The following is an 18,143-nucleotide window of genomic DNA, read 5'->3' as shown; positions in this document are numbered from 1 at the left end:
CCCGTTTTTCTTCACATGATCTTTAAAGAGAGAAAACAAAAAAAGCCCACACCATTGCCGGATAATGATATGGGCTTGTTCACCAAGTGACTTTATGTAAGATGATGTTTTGATTGAATTCATCGCAATGTTTTATTTGCTGTTCTTGTTTAAGGCTTTGATTACCACCTTTGTTGCTTCTTCAATAAGCTTATCATCATACTTGGCATCCTTTTTATCCCTGCTGGATAATACCGCAAGAACGACAGGATCTCCTTTTGGCGGCCAAATGATGGAAATGTCATTCCGGGTTCCATATGATCCCGCTCCAGTTTTATCAGCCACTTCCCAACCGTCCGGCACACCGGCGCGGATTAAGGCATCTCCAGTGGTATTTCGTTTCATCCAATCGATTAAAAGCTCGCGTTTCTCACTTGGAAGTTTATCTTCAAGAGCAAAAGCTCAAAGGCTTGTGGCAAGTGCTCTTGCTGTACTGGTATCCTGAGTTTCACCCGGATTCACTTCATTTAACGCCGGTTCGAATCGTTCGGGATTTGTAACCTCATCACCAATCTTCCTCAGTTCCTTTTTCAAACTTTCAGGTCCGCCAATTTGTTTAAGAATCAGATTCTGTGCGGTATTGTCACTGTATCGAAGCGAAGCATCCGCAAGCTCTTTAAGCGTCATTCCCGTATCAACGTGCTTTTCGGTAATCGGGTTGTAGTTTACAAGATCATCACGTGTATATGTTATTCTCTGGTTCAGATCTTCTATTGATTTCTGTTGTAAAAGCACCCCTACAGTTAAAGCCTTAATCGTCGAAGCAAAAGCAAAACGCTCATCCGGCTGATACGCTACCGTCCGGTTGGTACCTGTATCTAATGCAAAGATGCCGAGTTTTGCATCAAATTGTTCCTCAAGTTTTGCAAAATCATCTTTCATCTCCGTCTTTTCATTCTTCTCGGCAGGTTGCGAGGCATTCGATTGATTGTTAGCGCATCCTGCAAGCGCCACGCAAGAGAAAAGCAACACTGCTGCAGCCTTTTTCAGTTTTAAAGTACTGAACGATAATTTCATCAAAATCGTCTCCCTTCGATTGAATATTTGATTGACCGTAACCAGCGGCGCCCATTACACCTAAAACATAGACAAATGAAGCAGTCTTTCCGCCATGCCTGCTGTGTGATGGCTTGAATGAACACAAAAGAATCATTGGTACGTACGATCTTTCAGCCGACTCAAACATCAAATCTTACAAATGTAGTCTTTGAAAGTATTACACATGTAAGATTTAAATGCAACCGTTTTTTCGGAAGGAATAAAAATCGAAAAGGTCGCGGAATGATGACTTCATTTCCACCGGTGACAAATGAACGGACGGGAAGTGATGAAATGAAAAATGCAGAAACAGCATGTTCACTCCAGCTCAATTGACTTCTTAAAATGGCAAACCTATAATGAGAGTATTACATTTGTAAGTATAGGATGATTAAAATGAAAAAAATACCTCAAATCTCTGATGCGGAATTAGAAGTGATGAAAGTCATCTGGAAGCATTCTTCGATCAATACCAATGAGGTGATTAAAGAGTTATCCAAAACCAGTGAATGGAGCCCTAAAACCATCCAAACGATGCTGCTGCGCCTCATTAAAAAAGGAGCATTAAACCACCATAAAGAAGGACGGGTTTTCGTTTACACACCAAATATAGACAAAAGTGATTATATAGAGGTTAAGAGTCACAGTTTTTTAAACCGGTTTTACAATGGCACTCTCAATTCGATGGTATTAAACTTTTTGGAGAATGATCAGCTGTCAGGTGAAGAAATTAATGAGTTGTATCAAATATTAGAAGAACATAAGAACAGAAAGAAGGAATGAAATGGGCAGTTCTTTCTTTATTCCCTTTTTGGTTAGTCAAATTCTATTGTCTCTGTTTTTTTCTATCATCATACTCATTAAAAAACTGCTCAAAGCTCAAATCACTGTAGGCACCCACTATTATATTAGCGCGATTTCTCTTTTGGCATTGATCGCTCCTTTTATCCCCTTTCATTTTCTAAAAAGCCATCATTTTGCCTGGATTCTGAATTTAGGAGGAGCCCAATCGGCATTGTCCCAAACCCACTCCACAGATAAGACGACAGAAGCAATCGGCCAACATGTAAACTGGGTGCAGGACTTTTCGATGTCGATTGAACAATCGTCTTTCAAAATGATAGATTCAGCCTTTTTCGCGGTTTGGATATTGGGTATTGCTGTTATGCTTACAGCTACTCTTTATAGCAATCTAAAAATCGGCAAAATAAAAAAGAGCCTGCAAATTGTTAACAGCAAAGAGCTATTAACCCTTTTTCACACATGTAAAAAGGAAATGCGCTTTCACCAAAAAGTCATTTTGGCTCGTTCCCCATTGATAAAATCCCCCATTACATTTGGGGTCATTCGTCCATATATTATCTTGCCAAAAGATATTTCAATGTTTTCTGCCGACGAAATGAAATGTGTTTTGCTTCATGAACTGTACCATTGCAAACGAAAAGATATGCTCATCAACTATTTTCTTTGCCTGTTGAAAATCGTCTATTGGTTTAATCCTCTTGTGTGGTATTTATCAAAGGAAGCGAAAACGGAGATGGAGATTTCTTGCGACTTTGCCGTATTAAAAACGCTTGATAAAAAATTGCACATCAAATATGTCGAGGTGATTTTAAAATTCACTTCACTTAAGCAAAGAACATCGTCTTTGTTAGCCGCTTCTGAATTCAGCAGCTCATACAAACATATCAAAAGACGGATTGTTACAGTTGTCAACTTCCAGACGGCATCACCTTTGCTAAAGGCGAAAAGCGCCTTAGTGTTCACTCTTGTTCTTGGAGCCATATTAGCCGGTACTCCTTCTGTGTCTATATTGGCCATGCAAAAAGAAACGCGCTTTTTACCCGGCACCAATGTAGAATACGAAGATTACAGCACCTTTTTTGATAAATTCTCAGCCTCAGGTGGCTTTGTCCTGTTGGATTCTAATAGGAAAAAGTATACAATATACAATAGGAAAGAAAGCACCTCCAGATTCGCACCTGCTTCCACCTACAAGGTGTTTAGCGCATTGCTCGCACTGGAATCCGGAATCATCACGAAGAACGACTCTCACATGACTTGGGACGGGACTCAATATCCGTATAAAGAATGGAATCAAGATCAGGATTTATTCTCTGCGATGAGCAGCTCCGCAACATGGTATTTTCAAAAACTGGACCGGCAAATTGGGGAGGATCATTTACGTCATTATCTCAAATCCGTACATTATGGAAATGAGGATTTTTCAGACCCGGCTGATTATTGGCTGGATGGCTCTCTTCAAATTTCTCCACTTGAACAGGTCAATATATTAAAAAAGTTTTATGATAACGAATTTGATTTTAAACAGTCTAATATACAAACTGTGAAAGATTCGATACGTTTAGAAGAATCAAATGGCAGGGTTTTATCCGGTAAAACCGGAACCTCGGTTATCAACGGGGAACTCCATGCCGGTTGGTTTATCGGGTATGTAGAAGCTGCCAATAATACTTTTTTCTTTGCTGTTCATATTCAAGGTGAAAAACAGGCTGCCGGAAGCTCTGCCGCCGAAATTGCACTTTCCATTTTAGATCAAAAAGGAATTTACCCCTCCGTTTCCCGATAACAGTATACATTTTATTCTATGAACATAAATGATGCGCAGGTCGATAAATGGTCCTTTCACCTTCCTAAATAAAACGGAACTTGGAGGCAAGAACATGGAAACCCTTTATACAGAAAGATTGACTTTGAGAAAAATGGAATTGGAGGATGCAGATGTCCTCTGTCAATACTGGTCAGATCCGGAAGTCACAAAATATATGAATATCACACCTTTTACAGATGTCTCACAAGCGCGGGACATGATCCAAATGATCAATGATTTAAGCCTTGAAGGGCAGGCAAACCGCTTTTCGATCATTGTGAAAGAATCGAATGAAGTCATCGGGACGTGCGGCTTTAATATGATCGACCAGGAAAACGGCAGAGCTGAAATCGGCTATGACTTAGGGAGAAATCATTGGGGAAAAGGCTTTGCTTCCGAAGCTGTTCAAAAGCTGATCGATTACGGCTTTACAAGCTTGAACCTCAACCGGATCGAAGCGAAGGTAGAGCCCGAAAACACGCCTTCAATCAAACTCCTCAACTCGTTATCTTTTCAAAAGGAAGGACTGTTAAGAGATTACGAGAAAGCGAAAGGAAGACTGATTGACGTATACATGTTTTCGCTGCTGAAAAGAGAATACGCTGGGTAACCGGCATGCAGAAGAGCTTCCTCTAAGGTGAGGAAGCTCTTTTCAGCCCCTTTTTCCGGCGCTTTCGCTCAACCGCTTGGCTTCCAAAAAGAAAACCTGAATGAATTTCTTCGTGTTGACGCGGGCGGACGGCAAGGCGGCGGTAGAGTCTTTCTGCAGCTCTTTCATTTTTTTGCTGATGACGGTAAAGTCAAAAAAACGGGATGCATAGCTTTCAAACCGCGGATTTGAAAAGTCTGTTAAACCGAGTGATGCAAAATGGTTTAGCGAATGGCTGACCGCCCGCCGTATCCGCTGCTCGGACGCTTTAATCTCCCTGTTGATCTCTACGGGCGAAGCAGCCGGCCCGAGCTTTTGCTCGGCAACCTGATGAAAAATCTGTTTGAGCGGCGGAAAGTCCTTTTCATATAATGAGGTCTGTTCATCATCAAACAAATACTGAAGGATGGCGAGTAAATCCTGGGACCCGCTCTCCCCGACAATTCCGAGTTCAGAAAGGAGAAATTCGCCCGTTTCCTGAATGCTTTTTTCCCTAAAGCCGTTTTTTCGTCCGCCGCCGAGACTCACAAGCCGGTTCAGCGAAGATTGTATGTCATGGATCGACTTTTCCAGCTCGATACGCTCCTTGACTTTTTGAATGACGTTCAAGATTTCAATTCGGTTAATCGGTTTATGTATATAATATTCAATCCCCAAAGAATAGGCTTCACCGATCATTTCCTTCGATTCCACCTGGGAAATCATGATGATCTTTCCTGAGAAAGCGCCATGCAAATGACGAACTGTCTCAATTCCGTCGCGGAGCGGCATTAAAAGATCGACAAATAAAATATCAATTTGCTGCAAATTCAGGACGTGGCCTTCCAAATCGCAGCCGTCTTCCGCTTCTCCGGCCACTTCTCCCAAATCTTCGTCTTCAATGATTTGTTTTAAAATCGATCGCACAGCACGGTCATCATCTGCAATAAAAAAACGCACAGGCCTTCACCCTTTCTGAATCAATTGTTGGACCGGAAGTCTGATCGCAAACACAACACCGCTCGCATCACTCCGAAATCGAATGCTCCCCCCGAGCTCCTCGACAGTTTCCTTCACATAAGACAAACCGATTCCGGTTGAAGGGGTTCCGAATTCATCATATTTTGACGTGTATCCCGGCTCAAACACCACATCCCCGACTTTCTCAGGAATGCCCGGGCCGTCATCTTCCACGCGGCATTCCAGCATATCATCGGCGCGCCTATAGAGGCTGAGGCGGATGGAACCCTGTTTTTGAATCGCTTCCACCGCATTCGCCATAATATTATTAATCACGGATAATACGGTATACACGTGGTATTTCGGATGTTCTCCGCCTATCGAATAGTGAAAGTCAATGTCTTTTTCGAGCGATTCGGCATACTTTCGATTAATGCCGGTCACAAGCCGGACCAGATCTTCCGCCGCCATGTAGTCTCTGAAGCTTTCTTTCGAAATTAGTTTTGAAAGTCCGGCGAAAATGCGCTGGTTGTCTTTTTTGACCTCGTGGATTTCACCGGCGAGGCGCAGCACTTTCTGGCTGATCTGCCGGACGGAGGAATTGTTATCGCTCTGTCTATTTAAGAGCCTGTACAGCTGATAGGATTCGTTCGTAATCTCTTCAGTATTCTTCAACGTCTTTTTCAAATGAACGGTTTCTTCATATAAGTTTGAAACGATCATCAGCATGTGCTCATTTTGTTCGCGGATTTGCTTTTCCCGCGATTGCGTTTCATACAGCTTCATGACATTAAAAAAGCTCAGCACAATAAAGCTGTGGGAAAAAGCAATCGCCATCATGTCGCGGATCTTTCCCGGAGTGACGGTAGATTCGAACATCATATATTGAACGGCCAGTTCGGCTCCATCGGCAATCAGTTCGATTCCGAAGCCGATAAACCCGATGTAGAGCGGGCGAAATTGAAATCGTTTCACTTTTGCCAAGTAGAATAGAAACGCATATGTGAAATAAAAGAAAAAAGTCGGATAATGGTGATAAAAGGATGACAACCAATCGATCTGCCCTGGGCCGAATGCATCAAGCAGCACCCGAAATCCGACGACGGCCGCTCCCGTTAAAAAGCCGGACAGCACAGCCGGGACATTCCGCAGCAGCAGCAAAAGAAAGAAAAAAGTCGGAACGCCGAAGCTGACCCGAAAGGTCTCGTTCAACGGATAAAACTTCAGCTCTCCTGCGAGCGGCACCGTTAACATCATCACTGTTAAGATATAGCCGTCTTTCTTTACAAGCCGGGCTGCCTTTTTCATCACGCTTCCCCAATTTCCACCCATCATGCTGATCCTCCATTACAAACGTGTTGCTTTATTTTGACTTTAATCGCACGTTTTCCGCAACTCCCATTTTACCCACAGTCGATTTGATTTTTAAATCAATTGGCTTATTTTTTAAATATTTTTGTCGCTTTTTGTAGGTTTATGTAGGTTCCATTATAAATTGAATGTATATTTTCTCTATTTGAAAACGCTTATATTTTCCCGCAACTTACTCCCTTGTGCAACCCAAACCCCTTTTTCCCAGGAAAGAACAGGCTTTAAAACAACTTGTGCGGCGCAGGCTTATACCCCTTTGCCTTCTGCCGCCATGCCCAATTCACCGCTTTTTAGAGCCTCGTATTTTTTCAGCAAACCTGCAAGCTTTAACAGGTCAGATTGGAGGAATTTCGATGAATGAAGTATTGGAAGAACGCAATGACGCCCGCTTCTGGCAATCCCGCCTTGAAGATTTGGTCGAACATTACCGTCCTTTTTCCGCAAGCGGACGCAACGCCGAATACATTCCCGCTTTAGGAAAAATCGACTCTAACCAGCTCGGCATCTGTGTGATCGGTTCTGATCAAACGGTGATCAAAGCAGGAAATTGGGACGTATCATTCACACTCCAGAGCATCTCAAAGGTGATCAGCTTTATCGCAGCGTGTTTGACGAAAGGGATTTCTTACGTATTAGACCGTGTTGATGTAGAACCGACGGGAGACGCGTTCAATTCAATCATCCGCCTTGAAATGCACAAGCCGGGAAAGCCGTTTAACCCGATGATCAACGCCGGAGCGCTGACCGTTGCGTCGATCCTTCCAGGTGAATCGGCACTGGAAAAAATGGCGTCGCTTCATGAAGTCATTGAAAAAATGATTGGAAAACGGCTTGAAATCAATGAGGAAGTATTTTGGTCAGAGTGGCAAACCGCCCATCGGAACAGAGCATTAGCCCATTATTTAAAGGAAACCGGCTTCCTCGAAGCAGACGTCGAAGAAACGCTTGAAGTCTATTTGAAGCAATGCTCCATGGAAGGAAGCACTGAAGACATCGCCTTGATCGGCATGATTCTCGCAAATGACGGATATCACCCTCTCCGCCAAGAGCAAGTGATCCCGAAGGATGTCGCCAGGCTGACAAAAGCTTTAATGCTGACATGCGGAATGTACAATGCTTCAGGAAAATTCGCGGCCTTTGTCGGCATTCCGGCAAAAAGCGGCGTCTCCGGCGGAATCATGTGCGCGGTGCCTGCCAGCATGAAAAGAGAACAGCCTTTTCGGCATGGATGCGGCATCGGCATCTACGGTCCTGCGATTGATGATTACGGCAACAGCATGACGGGCGGAATGCTGTTAAAACATATAGCCCGTGAATGGGATCTCAGTATTTTTTAAAATCACAAAAAAAGAGGTGAAAGCATGCAGCAATTCCTTCAAGAAGTCATTGTTGTCACAAATGACTTTCTTTGGTCAAAACTATTGATTATTATGCTTCTGGCTTCGGGACTGTTTTTTACTTTTAAATCGAAGTTCTTTCAAGTTCGCTTGCTGAAAGACATGTTCCGGGTTTTAAAGGAAGGAGCGCCCGACAAAAACGGAATCTCACCTTTTCAAGCTTTTTGCATCAGCATGGCCGCGAGAGTAGGCACAGGAAATATTACGGGGATTGCGATCGCCATTGCCTTGGGCGGACCCGGCGCTATCTTTTGGATGTGGATCATCGCCATTATCGGTTCGGCGTCAAGCTTTGTCGAAAGCACGCTGGCGCAAATTTATAAAATAAAGGATAAAGACGGCTTCCGCGGCGGCCCTGCTTACTATATGGAAAAAGGTTTGAAAAAACGCTGGATGGGTGCGCTGTTTGCCGTCTTGATCACATTGTCCTTCGGAATCGTGTTTAACGCGGTCCAGTCCAATACGATAACGGTCGCTTTTGAAAACTCATTCGGCACAGACCGTCTTACACTGGGAATTATCATTACGATTGCTTTCGGTATCATTACCTTCGGCGGTATCAAACGGATCGCCAAGCTGTCCGAATATATTGTCGTATTTCTCGCCGTCTTATATATCGGCGTCGCCGTTTTTGTCATGCTGATGAACATTACGAAACTGCCGGACGTCATCTCTTTGATTGTCGGTCATGCGTTTGGCCTTGAACAAGCGGCAGGCGGAGCCATCGGCGCGGCGCTGATGAACGGAATCAAACGCGGCCTCTTCTCGAATGAAGCCGGGATGGGCAGCGCGCCGAATGCCGCAGCCGCAGCGACAACGAGCCATCCTGTCAAACAGGGCCTTGTCCAGGCTTTAGGGGTCTTTACGAGCACTTTGGTGATTTGTTCAAGCACGGCTTTTATCATATTGTTTTCCGATGCGTATCAAGAACCGGGGCTGAGCGGAATCGAGTTGACGCAAGCATCGCTCAGCACGCACATCGGAGCATGGGCCTCAGGCTTTCTCGCCATTATGGTGTTCCTGTTTTCTTTTAGCACCTTAATCGGAAACTACTACTATGGAGAGACGAATATCGAATTTCTGCACACGAACAAAGCATGGCTCTTCATTTACAGAATCTGTGTGCTTGCGATGGTTATCTTCGGATCGGTATCAAAAGTCCAGCTTGTGTGGGACCTCGCCGATTTGTTCATGGGCTTGATGGTCATCGTCAACTTAATCGCGATTTTCCTGCTGTCAAAAGTGGCATTTGCCGCCTTGAAAGACTATGTGAAACAGCGAAAAGCGGGCAAAGATCCGGTCTTTTATAAAGATGTTCTTGAAAACCATGAAGGCGTCGAATGCTGGGAACGCTCCGGCACCGAACAAAAAGCCGAAAGCAAAAATGCGATATAACACAAGCCGCCGGGTACGGCGGCTTTCAGATTGTTGACAAAATCGCAAAACAGCTTTTTGTTTTGCGATTTTGTCATTCCTTCAGCGTGATTGAAAACCCTTGCAGTCTAGGAAGGTCGAGCATCGGAGCGGAGCGAATGTTGTAATTCGTGAGCACCGACGCGCAGACCTGACAACGAATGCGAGGGTTTGTCGACACGCTGAAGCCGCCGGGTACGGCGGCTTTTTCGTTTATTTTATAAAACGTTTTTCCTCTTGTATCCATCATGTCTCCGAAGATTTACTTAACCTGCTTTGGCAGAAACGGGGTTCAGACATGAATATGAAAAGAAGCCGTATCCGCCGGCTTGCGCTGACGTTCGCAGCGATGGCGGCGGGGCTTGCTTCAAGAAAGACGGCCGATATGCTGCCGGACATCGTGAATGCCTATTTAGGGGATGCGCTGTGGGCGCTGATGATTTTCTTCGGCGCAGGCTTTCTGTTCAAAAACGCGAAGACAGCTTCAGTGGCGCTGATTGCGCTCGCGTTTTGTTTTTTAATCGAATGCAGCCAGCTGTATCACGCTCCTTGGATTGATGCTATCAGAGCCGTTCCGCTCGGCGGACTCATTCTCGGTTACGGATTTTTGTGGAGCGATTTATTGGCTTATGTGCTCGGCATTTCCGCAGGCGCCGCGGGCGAAATGCTGTTCCGTAAACGAATAAGACAGCCGTAACGCTGTCTTTAAAGGAATATTTACGCACTTTGATTTTGAGTCTTTTTACAGTTTAAAACAAACATAGCAAGTCCGATAATAAGAAAGATGGGTCCAATGAGTAAAGCACGGTACAGGCCGTTATTTCCTGTATTCGGCAGCGGGTTGCCTCCTGTTTTTTTTGACATGTCCAATGTCTCTATCCTTTTTGGCAGGAGGAGCTGCGGTATTTGTCTCTTCCTTATGATTTTCTACCGCATGCTTTACGATTTGCCCATCTTTTTTGAGTTTCAAATTCGAACGTCTCTTCATTTAAAATAGATCACTTCGGGGCAATCATTTCCGTGTGTTTGTCAAAGCGAACGATCCCGTTTTCATCGGGTTTTCTCCTTACAATTTCTGCGCAATTTTTCGCTATGACTGTGGCAATAATAAAAAACCGGCAGCAGAAGAGAAGCATTTCAGATGCACCGCTAATATTATTCGTTAAGCTGTATGATAACGGTTACTAATGCAGCCAACATCAAAAGAATGATAATGGCGAAATAAGTCCAAAGGATGGCAGTAAAGGGGTTGAGCGGCCTTGTTGTACTCTCATTCCACTTTACGTTTTTACGGTTATTGGATTTGAGCTGTGCCAGCTGAAATATATTTAAAAACACAGATATAACTAATGCAACTGCCAGAGATAGATTCAAAGTTTCAACCTCCCTTAAAATAGAGCTAGCCAAGGCAAACTGACCATGAATTTCCTCTGTTTCTTCAGAGCTGAAAATCGTCTTGAAAACCTATTCCATTGCTTTATTAGCCGTTATCTCCCCATATCCTCTTTTTTAGTTTCAGACCGCCGTCCATAAATATTATCCCGTTTTTTAGACAGACTACCTGAATAAAGGAGGCAGGTCATATGAAATTAAGCAACAAACTCATCCTTGGATTAACGGTTTCGTCACTGGCCGGGAAGTTTCTTGAAAAGCTGCTGATCCAAGACAATGTCAGCCCCAATATTACCGCGTCATTTAATCAAGAAGCAGATATTCCGGATATTGATGCGTCCTCATACATCCATCATTTCGCCTCGGTCATCGGCAGTGTGGTCATCGGGCGCAACGTCTTCATCGGGCCTTTCTCTTCGATCAGAGGAGACACAGGATTAAAAATCTTCATCAGTCATGATTGCAATATCCAGGACGGTGTTGTTTTGCACGGTATGAAAAACTATGAATACAACAACCCTGTTACTGAACATTCCGTTTTTAAAGATCGTGAATCGTACTCCATTTACATAGGCGAGAAAGTATCACTCGCCCCGCAATGTCAAATTCACGGCCCCGTACGAATTGACAACAATGTTTTTGTCGGAATGCAGAGCCTTGTTTTTGATGCCTATATCCAAGAGAATACGGTGATCGAACCGGGAGCAAAAGTAATCGGTGTTACAATTCCCCCAAAACGGTTTGTTTCGGCGGGTCGTGTGATTTCAAACCAGGAGGATGCCAACCGGCTTCCTGAAATAACCGATTCTTATCCATATCATGACCTCAACTCGAAAATGACGGCCGTCAACCTTGAATTGGCAAAAGGCTATAAAAAGGAAGAAAGAAAATGGAAACTGTGAAAGAAATTTTGGTTGTCTACGGGCGAATCTTCACCATCCTCCCGCTTTTATTAATTGTCACACTGTTTATGGGAAAACGCTCAATCGGGGAAATGCCTGTGTTTGATTTTTTAATCATTATTACATTGGGGGCTGTCGTCGGAGCGGACATAGCCGATCCGAGGATTGAACATTTGCATACCGCCGCTGCGGTGGCTGCGATTGCCCTATTGCAAAGACTCGCTTCAAAAATCATGATCAAAAACAGAACACTCGGACGTCTGATTACATTTGAACCGACCATCGTCATCAAAAACGGAACGTTTATCGTCGGAAATTTGAAACGAATCAGATATTCGGTGGATAATATTCTGCAAATGCTTCGGGAAAAAGACGTTTTCAATGTCAGCGATGTAGAAATGGCGTTTGTAGAGGCGAATGGAAATTTAACGGTATATAAAAAGCCAAATAAAATGGAAGTCACGGCTGAAGATATGGGAATTCAAAAAAGCAGCGGCGAATTTTCATATCCGGTCATCGTTGACGGGAAAGTGTACACATCTGTCCTTCACCAATTGAATGTAACGGAAAGCTGGCTCAAAAACCAGCTGAAAAAGAAAGGGCTTGAACGAATGGATGAAATCTTTTTCGCTTCGGTTAATCAAAACCATGAACTGCATGTTTCGCTCGATAATGAAACGACGAAAATTGAGCCGGAGCTTTTGCATTAAAAGCTCCGGCTGATTTTTTTCATCGGCCGTCTTCGGGACAGAAATCGTTGTGAATCATGTAATATTCGAACACCTGCTGCAGCCACGCTTCCTCTTCTTTTGTAAAAGGTGAAGAAAACTTCTCTGCCAGCTGCTGTGATTCGATTGTCTCCATCTGTCCTAAAGCCGACAGAACGTCCTCCCCGATAAATTCCAAACTCGTCTTCATATACCGGTCCGCCATTTCCTGCACCTCGGGGTCATCAACCGGTTTTCCCATGAGCCGCTTGGCTTCTTTAGATAAACGAATATACTCTTGATCCAATTTGGCCATCTCATCTTCTGATTTGCCGAATACATCATCGGCAAAACGTTTGGACACCTGCTGTTCAAGCCATATGCGCTGCTCCTTCTCAGTCTGGATGCTGTTCAGCAGGCTCATGAAAACAGAACTGTCGATTTCCTCTTCCTCCTCCAGAAGACCGATTGTCCTGTTTATCGCTTTCAGCCCTGTTTCAATATGCTCCTTTTTCTCCTCCAGCGCCTTTTTCTGCTTCTGCAGCGCCTCAATCAGACCGGCATCGAAGCATGCATCCTTCATGAAAGCGCGAATTTGTTCAAGACTGTACCCCAGAAACTTAAAACATGTGATTTTCTGCAAATCTCTCGCATCTCTGTCTGTGTAGAAACGGCGGCCTGTTCCCGGCTGTTTTTCAGGCTTTAACAGGCCGATTTCATCGTAATAATGGAGCGTCCGAACGGATGTCCCTGTCATTTCTGAAAAAACACCGATTGAATAATACCCATCTTTCTCCATGAAATCCCCTCCAACTGACGATTTATATCCATCATAAAGCCTCACGCTGCTGGAGGTGCAAGCTTATTTTTCGCAGATTCGAGATTTCCCCCAAAAGGTACGGAACAATCAACTCCAGTTTTTAATCCGGCGGAGTCTCCTCGATCAAGTTCTGCAAGTCTCTTTTCACATTCCCAGCATCCGTTCCGATCACAATCTGGATATGATGCCGGTCAATTTTGATCACACCGTGCGCTCCTAATTGCTTTAATTGCGCTTCATCCGCCAAGGACGTGTCTTTTAATTTCAGTCGCAAACGGGTTATACAGTTTTCGCAAGTCACGACATTCTCACGGCCGCCGATATGCTTAAGAATGCCTGCGGCCATCGACTGATGCAGCCGGTTTCCTTCAGGCGTTTCCTGTTCCCTTCCGATCACCGGAATGTTTCGCTTTATAATCACAAAGTAAAACGTAACATAATAGAGAGCAAAAAAGGCAAGGCCGACCGGTATGATCCATAATCCGCCGTCTGATAAATTAAGGTTCAGCAAATAATCGATGGCGCCCGCTCCCCATGAGAAGCCGTGACGAATCCCCAGCAAACAGAGCACCGCTCCGGCAAGCCCCGTATAGACCGAGTGAAGAAAGTACAATAAAGGCGAAGTAAATAAAAACGTGAATTCAACCAGTTCCGTAATCCCGGTGATCAGCGATGTGGCTGCTCCGGAAGACATGAGCGCTTTCGTTTCCTTTTTTCTCGTTCTGGACGCATGCGCGATTGCCAAAGCGATCGCCGGAATGCCGAACATCATCGTGATAAAAAAGCCGCCGAGAAAGTAGCCGGCTGTCGGGTCTCCATTCAAAAACCGCGTAATTTCCCCTGTCACCGCTTCTCCGGATGCCGTCTCATAGCGCCCAAGCCCAAAATAAATATACGTATTCATGACATGGTGAAGGCCGAACGGCAGCAAAAACCGATTCAGAAATCCGAACACAAACACCCCGAAAGCGCCAAGATCTACAAGCGACTGGCTAAAAGTGTCGATCGCCGCTTCTGCATAAGGCCAGACGATCGAAAAAAAGCCGGCCACCGGAATCGTCACCAATACGATCATTGTAATCGGAAACTTCTCTCCGCCAAAAAAAGAAAACATGCTTGGCAGTTTCGTATGTTGAAACCGGTTATAAATGAAAGCCGCCATCAGGCCGGCGAGCACCCCGCCAAAGACGCTCATATCAAGGTCGGGATTCAAGATGCCGAGCCCCTCTTTTAATACGGTAATCGCCAAATATCCTGTCAGCGCAGGAATCCCTTTATCTTTTGAACGGGCAAAGCCCATGGCGATGCCGATCGCGATCAGGACCTCCATATTGTTCAATATTATGCCTGACGCTTGAAAAAGCGGTATATTCAGCATATCTTCCGCAGAAAGCCGCAGCAGGAGGCCGGCGATCGGAAGAACGGTAATCGGAATCAGCAAAGACTTTCCCAGCAGCTGAAGAATATGTTTCATTCCGGCATTCTCCTTATGTCAAATTCCTAAATGATACGAGCTGAACATCGGCAAGCTTATTCAAACGGATGACAACGTCCGGATCGGTTAAAAATTCAAGTTCATCGACTCTCGGATAAGTATAAGAAGAGTTCGTCAAAAGCTCCTTATCGAGGTATGCCGGGTGGGTCATGACCTCCACGGTATCATGCTCTTCAAATAGTTCAGAGACGGCTTCTTCGTCCTTTAAAGCCGCTTCGAGGACAGGTGAAAAAGAGTCTGTTGTTTTCACTCCTTTTTCCGTGATCACGGTACTCTCCATATTGCGCCTGACAGGCAGACGATACTCTTGGGCGAGCGTCAAAAATGCGTCTGAGATGCCCGGGGAAGCGTTGATGTGATGGTGGCTGTCCAAATGATCGGGTTCCAAGCCCATGTTGATGCATGTTTCAATCTGCGCTTTCCACTCGCGGTATACTTCATCAGCATCAATTGTAAAAGCACCTTGATAAAATGCGAGATTGCGAAAATTCCCCTTTGCATCGACGATCGTCCTGTGGTCAGACAAAAGCGGCCTGCCGCAGGTCAGCACCAAATGTACGCCGATTCCGAGTCCGGGCGATTCGCGAGCCAGCCGGGCCGCATGACCTGCGCCAGGCATATTTGTCATGAACGTCGCTGATGTTAAAATCCCCAGCTTATAAGCATCAATAATTCCGTAGTTCACGCCTCTTGAATATCCAAAATCATCAGCATTGATAATCAGTTTTTTCATCCAGCCAATACCCCTTATCAGTCTTTTTTAAAAAATATGCGAAGACGGACCGTTTTACCATAAATAGAAAACGACAAAAGTGACTAGTAAAAATTAATTTTTGGTAGATTGACAAAAGCTACTGAAGTCTTTTAAACTATTTTTCATATATTTTTAAAAACTCTAAAAAAGGAGGCCGGGGTCTCGAACGACAGATCCTCAACAATGAGATGACAAATCCGATCCAATCGATTTTAGAACAATTTCCTATCATCACACTTGACGGCGCGATGGCCACCGAGCTTGAACGATACGGCTGTGATTTGAATGACAGCCTGTGGTCTGCGAAAATGCTCATCGAAAACCCAGAGCTTATCAAACAAGTGCATCTCGATTATTTCCGTGCGGGCGCCGATTGCGCGATTACAGCCAGCTATCAGTCGACGGTTGAGGGTTTCACAAAACGCGGCCTCAGTGAACAAGAAGCGCTCCACCTCATCCGGGAGTCTGTACGTCTTGCTGTAGAAGCACGCGATGAATTTTGGGCGGTGCCGGAAAACCGCGAAGGCCGGCCCAAACCGTTTGTAGCCGCTTCAGTAGGCCCTTACGGCGCTTTTTTAGCGGATGGTTCCGAATATCGTGGGGATTATGACGTCACAGAAGACGAATTGGCCGATTTTCACAGGCGGCGAATGGGCGCTTTAATCGATGCAGGCGCCGATATTTTGGCCTGTGAGACAATACCGTGCCTTTCAGAAGCAAAAGCAATCGTTCGCTTATTGAAAGAATTCCCTGACACACATGCGTGGATCAGTTTCAGCGCTAAAGACGGACGTCATATCAGCGACGGCACGAAAGCCGGCGAATGCGCGAAATGGCTCGATCAGCATGACCAGGTTGCGGCAGTAGGCGTAAACTGTACGCGGCTGGAGCATGTCTCTTCGCTCATCGGCGACATCAAAAAGCATACTGCTAAACCGATTATCGTCTATCCGAATTCCGGTGAACAGTATGATCCGGAGACAAAAACATGGCATGGTGCGGCATGCAAAGCTTCCTTCGGAGAAAGCGCCCGCAGCTGGTATAACCAAGGGGCACAGCTGATCGGCGGCTGCTGCAGAACAACACCTGAAGACATAAAAGCCGTCGCCGACTGGGCGAGAAAGCTGGAGGTATGATGGAACAGTCAAACAGCAATCGTCAGAACTTTCAAAGAAAAATGCAAACGAGACACCTGATCATGCTCTCCTTGGGAGGCGTTATCGGCACGGGCCTTTTCTTAAGTTCCGGTTATACGATCTCACAGGCGGGTCCTGCCGGAACGATTTTAGCCTACTTAGTCGGGGCTCTGATCGTCTACCTTGTCATGCTCTGCCTCGGCGAACTATCGGTCGCCATGCCTGTCACCGGATCGTTTCATATGTACGCCTCCAAATTCATCGGGCCGGGCACCGGATTCACCGTCGCCTGGCTTTACTGGCTGACCTGGGCTGTCGCGCTGGGTTCGGAATTTACCGCTGCCGGGTTATTAATGCAGCGCTGGTTCCCCGATACTTCGGTGTGGATGTGGAGCGCGATTTTCGCTGTACTGATTTTCGTGTTCAACGCTGTCTCAGTGAGATTTTTTGCCGAATCCGAATTTTGGTTTTCGAGCATTAAAGTGCTTGCCATTATATTGTTTATTATTTTAGGGGGAGCGGCGATATTCGGCATTATCCCGATACAAAATACAGACTCGGCACCGCTTCTTTCAAATTTTGCAGGAGAAGGCGGGCTCTTTCCGAACGGTTTCCTTCCAATTTTTATGGCGATGCTCTCCGTGAATTTTGCGTTTTCGGGTACGGAGCTGATCGGGATTGCCGCCGGAGAAAGCGCCGAACCGGAAAAGAACATTCCAAAAGCGATCAAGACAACACTCTGGAGACTGGTGCTCTTCTTCATCGGAACGATTTTCGTGCTCTCATGCCTCATTCCTGTCAACGAAGCCGGTGTGATCAAAAGCCCGTTTGTCGTCGTTTTTGACCGTATCGGTGTTCCATACGCGGCCGACATTATGAATTTTGTGATATTGACGGCTCTGCTTTCCGCGGCCAATTCAGGCTTGTATGCTTGCTCCCGGATGCTCTGGTCACTGTCAAAAGAAAAAACGTTACACCCCGTTTTTCAAAAGCTGACTTCACGGGGAATCCCGTTGAACGCGCTGATTTTCAGTATGATCGGCGGCATTCTGTCGCTGCTCTCCAGCGTTTTTGCGCCTGATTCCGTCTATATCGTTCTTGTGTCGATTTCAGGCTTTGCCGTTGTTGCCGTCTGGATGAGCATTGCAGCCTCGCAGTTCATGTTCCGCAGACGCTTTTTGGCTGAAGGAAACACCGCAGACGGCTTAAAATACCGGACACCGCTTTATCCGGCAGTACCGATTGCCGCTTTTCTACTATGTCTGGCATCCTGCATTGGCATTGCCTTTGATCCGAACCAAAGAATCGCCCTTTTTTGCGGCGTGCCATTTATGGCGTTATGCTATATCATCTACTATGCAAGAAACCGAAAGAATAGCGGAAATCCGTCTGAGCCCGTTAAAGAAGCAAGTTTTCATGTTTCGTTTTCTGAATACGAGGAAAAGAAAAACTAAAATCTCGTATAAAGGAGCGAATTGTT

17 protein-coding genes and 1 pseudogene are annotated in these 18,143 nt (G+C 45.3%); 10 read left to right on the top strand and 8 right to left on the bottom strand.

What is annotated here, in order from left to right; genetic code table 11:
- Nucleotides 1–132: 132 nt before the first annotated feature.
- Nucleotides 133–1,056, bottom strand: a pseudogene (gene blaP / locus QMZ64_RS16685) (class A beta-lactamase BlaP).
- 417 nt (nucleotides 1,057–1,473) lie between these two features.
- On the opposite strand from blaP, the gene QMZ64_RS16680 reads away from it, so the two are divergent.
- The 3 genes from QMZ64_RS16680 to QMZ64_RS16670 all read left to right on the top strand — a co-directional run bounded on the left by QMZ64_RS16680 (nucleotide 1,474) and on the right by QMZ64_RS16670 (nucleotide 4,298).
- Nucleotides 1,474–1,860 carry a BlaI/MecI/CopY family transcriptional regulator gene (locus QMZ64_RS16680; RefSeq protein ID WP_243943745.1) on the top strand — a complete coding sequence of 129 codons (387 nt, stop codon included), beginning with the start codon at nucleotides 1,474–1,476 and terminating at the stop codon, nucleotides 1,858–1,860.
- A gap of 1 nt (nucleotide 1,861) precedes the next feature.
- Nucleotides 1,862–3,667 (top strand): BlaR1 family beta-lactam sensor/signal transducer, encoded by a 1,806-nt coding sequence (locus QMZ64_RS16675; RefSeq protein WP_265624961.1) that lies wholly within the window; start codon nucleotides 1,862–1,864, stop codon nucleotides 3,665–3,667.
- A gap of 94 nt (nucleotides 3,668–3,761) precedes the next feature.
- Entirely contained in the window at nucleotides 3,762–4,298 is a 537-nt protein-coding gene (locus QMZ64_RS16670; protein ID WP_243943747.1) for a GNAT family N-acetyltransferase, read from the top strand.
- Between the two features lie 42 nt (nucleotides 4,299–4,340).
- On the opposite strand, the gene QMZ64_RS16665 is transcribed toward QMZ64_RS16670, so the two are convergent.
- Both QMZ64_RS16665 and QMZ64_RS16660 read right to left on the bottom strand, forming a co-directional pair.
- The gene (locus QMZ64_RS16665; RefSeq protein ID WP_265624962.1) at nucleotides 4,341–5,276 is read right to left on the bottom strand and encodes a response regulator; all 936 of its coding nucleotides are present in this window, start codon (nucleotides 5,274–5,276) and stop codon (nucleotides 4,341–4,343) included.
- Between the two features lie 6 nt (nucleotides 5,277–5,282).
- Nucleotides 5,283–6,611, bottom strand: coding sequence for a sensor histidine kinase (locus tag QMZ64_RS16660; protein WP_279600134.1), 1,329 nt, complete (start codon nucleotides 6,609–6,611; stop codon nucleotides 5,283–5,285).
- A gap of 389 nt (nucleotides 6,612–7,000) precedes the next feature.
- Between QMZ64_RS16660 and QMZ64_RS16655 the strand changes: the two genes are divergently transcribed.
- Nucleotides 7,001–7,984: a glutaminase gene (locus tag QMZ64_RS16655; RefSeq protein WP_265624963.1), complete on the top strand. Its 984-nt coding sequence runs from the start codon at nucleotides 7,001–7,003 to the stop codon at nucleotides 7,982–7,984.
- A 24-nt stretch (nucleotides 7,985–8,008) separates the two neighbouring features.
- Nucleotides 8,009–9,439: an alanine/glycine:cation symporter family protein gene (locus QMZ64_RS16650; RefSeq protein WP_265624964.1), complete on the top strand. Its 1,431-nt coding sequence runs from the start codon at nucleotides 8,009–8,011 to the stop codon at nucleotides 9,437–9,439.
- A 73-nt stretch (nucleotides 9,440–9,512) separates the two neighbouring features.
- On the opposite strand, the gene QMZ64_RS16645 is transcribed toward QMZ64_RS16650, so the two are convergent.
- Nucleotides 9,513–9,707, bottom strand: a complete 195-nt coding sequence (locus tag QMZ64_RS16645; RefSeq protein WP_301441481.1) for a hypothetical protein — start codon at nucleotides 9,705–9,707, stop codon at nucleotides 9,513–9,515.
- 48 nt (nucleotides 9,708–9,755) lie between these two features.
- Here QMZ64_RS16645 and QMZ64_RS16640 point away from each other — a divergent pair, with 48 nt between their 5' ends.
- Entirely contained in the window at nucleotides 9,756–10,154 is a 399-nt protein-coding gene (locus QMZ64_RS16640) for a ribosomal maturation YjgA family protein (protein ID WP_243943755.1), read from the top strand.
- 458 nt (nucleotides 10,155–10,612) lie between these two features.
- Here QMZ64_RS16640 and QMZ64_RS16635 read toward each other — a convergent pair whose 3' ends face one another.
- Nucleotides 10,613–10,831, bottom strand: coding sequence for a hypothetical protein (locus QMZ64_RS16635; protein WP_265624966.1), 219 nt, complete (start codon nucleotides 10,829–10,831; stop codon nucleotides 10,613–10,615).
- A gap of 209 nt (nucleotides 10,832–11,040) precedes the next feature.
- Between QMZ64_RS16635 and QMZ64_RS16630 the strand changes: the two genes are divergently transcribed.
- Nucleotides 11,041–11,751 (top strand): gamma carbonic anhydrase family protein, encoded by a 711-nt coding sequence (locus tag QMZ64_RS16630; protein ID WP_265624967.1) that lies wholly within the window; start codon nucleotides 11,041–11,043, stop codon nucleotides 11,749–11,751.
- Nucleotides 11,739–12,461: a DUF421 domain-containing protein gene (locus QMZ64_RS16625; RefSeq protein ID WP_265624968.1), complete on the top strand. Its 723-nt coding sequence runs from the start codon at nucleotides 11,739–11,741 to the stop codon at nucleotides 12,459–12,461. The genes QMZ64_RS16630 and QMZ64_RS16625 overlap by 13 nt, the downstream gene beginning before the upstream one ends.
- Nucleotides 12,462–12,480: 19 nt before the next feature.
- Here QMZ64_RS16625 and QMZ64_RS16620 read toward each other — a convergent pair whose 3' ends face one another.
- The 3 genes from QMZ64_RS16620 to chbG form a co-directional block, all read right to left on the bottom strand.
- A complete protein-coding gene (locus QMZ64_RS16620; RefSeq protein WP_265624969.1) occupies nucleotides 12,481–13,257 on the bottom strand; it encodes a MerR family transcriptional regulator in 777 nt (258 codons plus the stop codon).
- A 121-nt stretch (nucleotides 13,258–13,378) separates the two neighbouring features.
- Nucleotides 13,379–14,752 (bottom strand): PTS transporter subunit EIIC, encoded by a 1,374-nt coding sequence (locus QMZ64_RS16615; RefSeq protein WP_265624970.1) that lies wholly within the window; start codon nucleotides 14,750–14,752, stop codon nucleotides 13,379–13,381.
- A 13-nt stretch (nucleotides 14,753–14,765) separates the two neighbouring features.
- Nucleotides 14,766–15,506 (bottom strand): chitin disaccharide deacetylase, encoded by a 741-nt coding sequence (chbG, locus tag QMZ64_RS16610; protein ID WP_265624971.1) that lies wholly within the window; start codon nucleotides 15,504–15,506, stop codon nucleotides 14,766–14,768.
- Nucleotides 15,507–15,715: 209 nt separating this feature from the next.
- On the opposite strand from chbG, the gene mmuM reads away from it, so the two are divergent.
- The gene (gene mmuM / locus QMZ64_RS16605) at nucleotides 15,716–16,663 is read left to right on the top strand and encodes a homocysteine S-methyltransferase (RefSeq protein ID WP_265624972.1); all 948 of its coding nucleotides are present in this window, start codon (nucleotides 15,716–15,718) and stop codon (nucleotides 16,661–16,663) included.
- Nucleotides 16,663–18,117, top strand: coding sequence for an S-methylmethionine permease (gene mmuP, locus QMZ64_RS16600; RefSeq protein ID WP_265624973.1), 1,455 nt, complete (start codon nucleotides 16,663–16,665; stop codon nucleotides 18,115–18,117). Before mmuM ends, mmuP begins: the two co-directional genes overlap by 1 nt.
- Nucleotides 18,118–18,143: the final 26 nt, after the last annotated feature.

This window comes from Bacillus sp. LB7, assembly GCF_030449715.1.
Lineage (GTDB): Bacteria > Bacillota > Bacilli > Bacillales > Bacillaceae > Bacillus > Bacillus paralicheniformis.
Note: the sequence above shows the minus strand (reverse complement) of the source record. Positions and strands in the feature narration are given on the sequence as shown.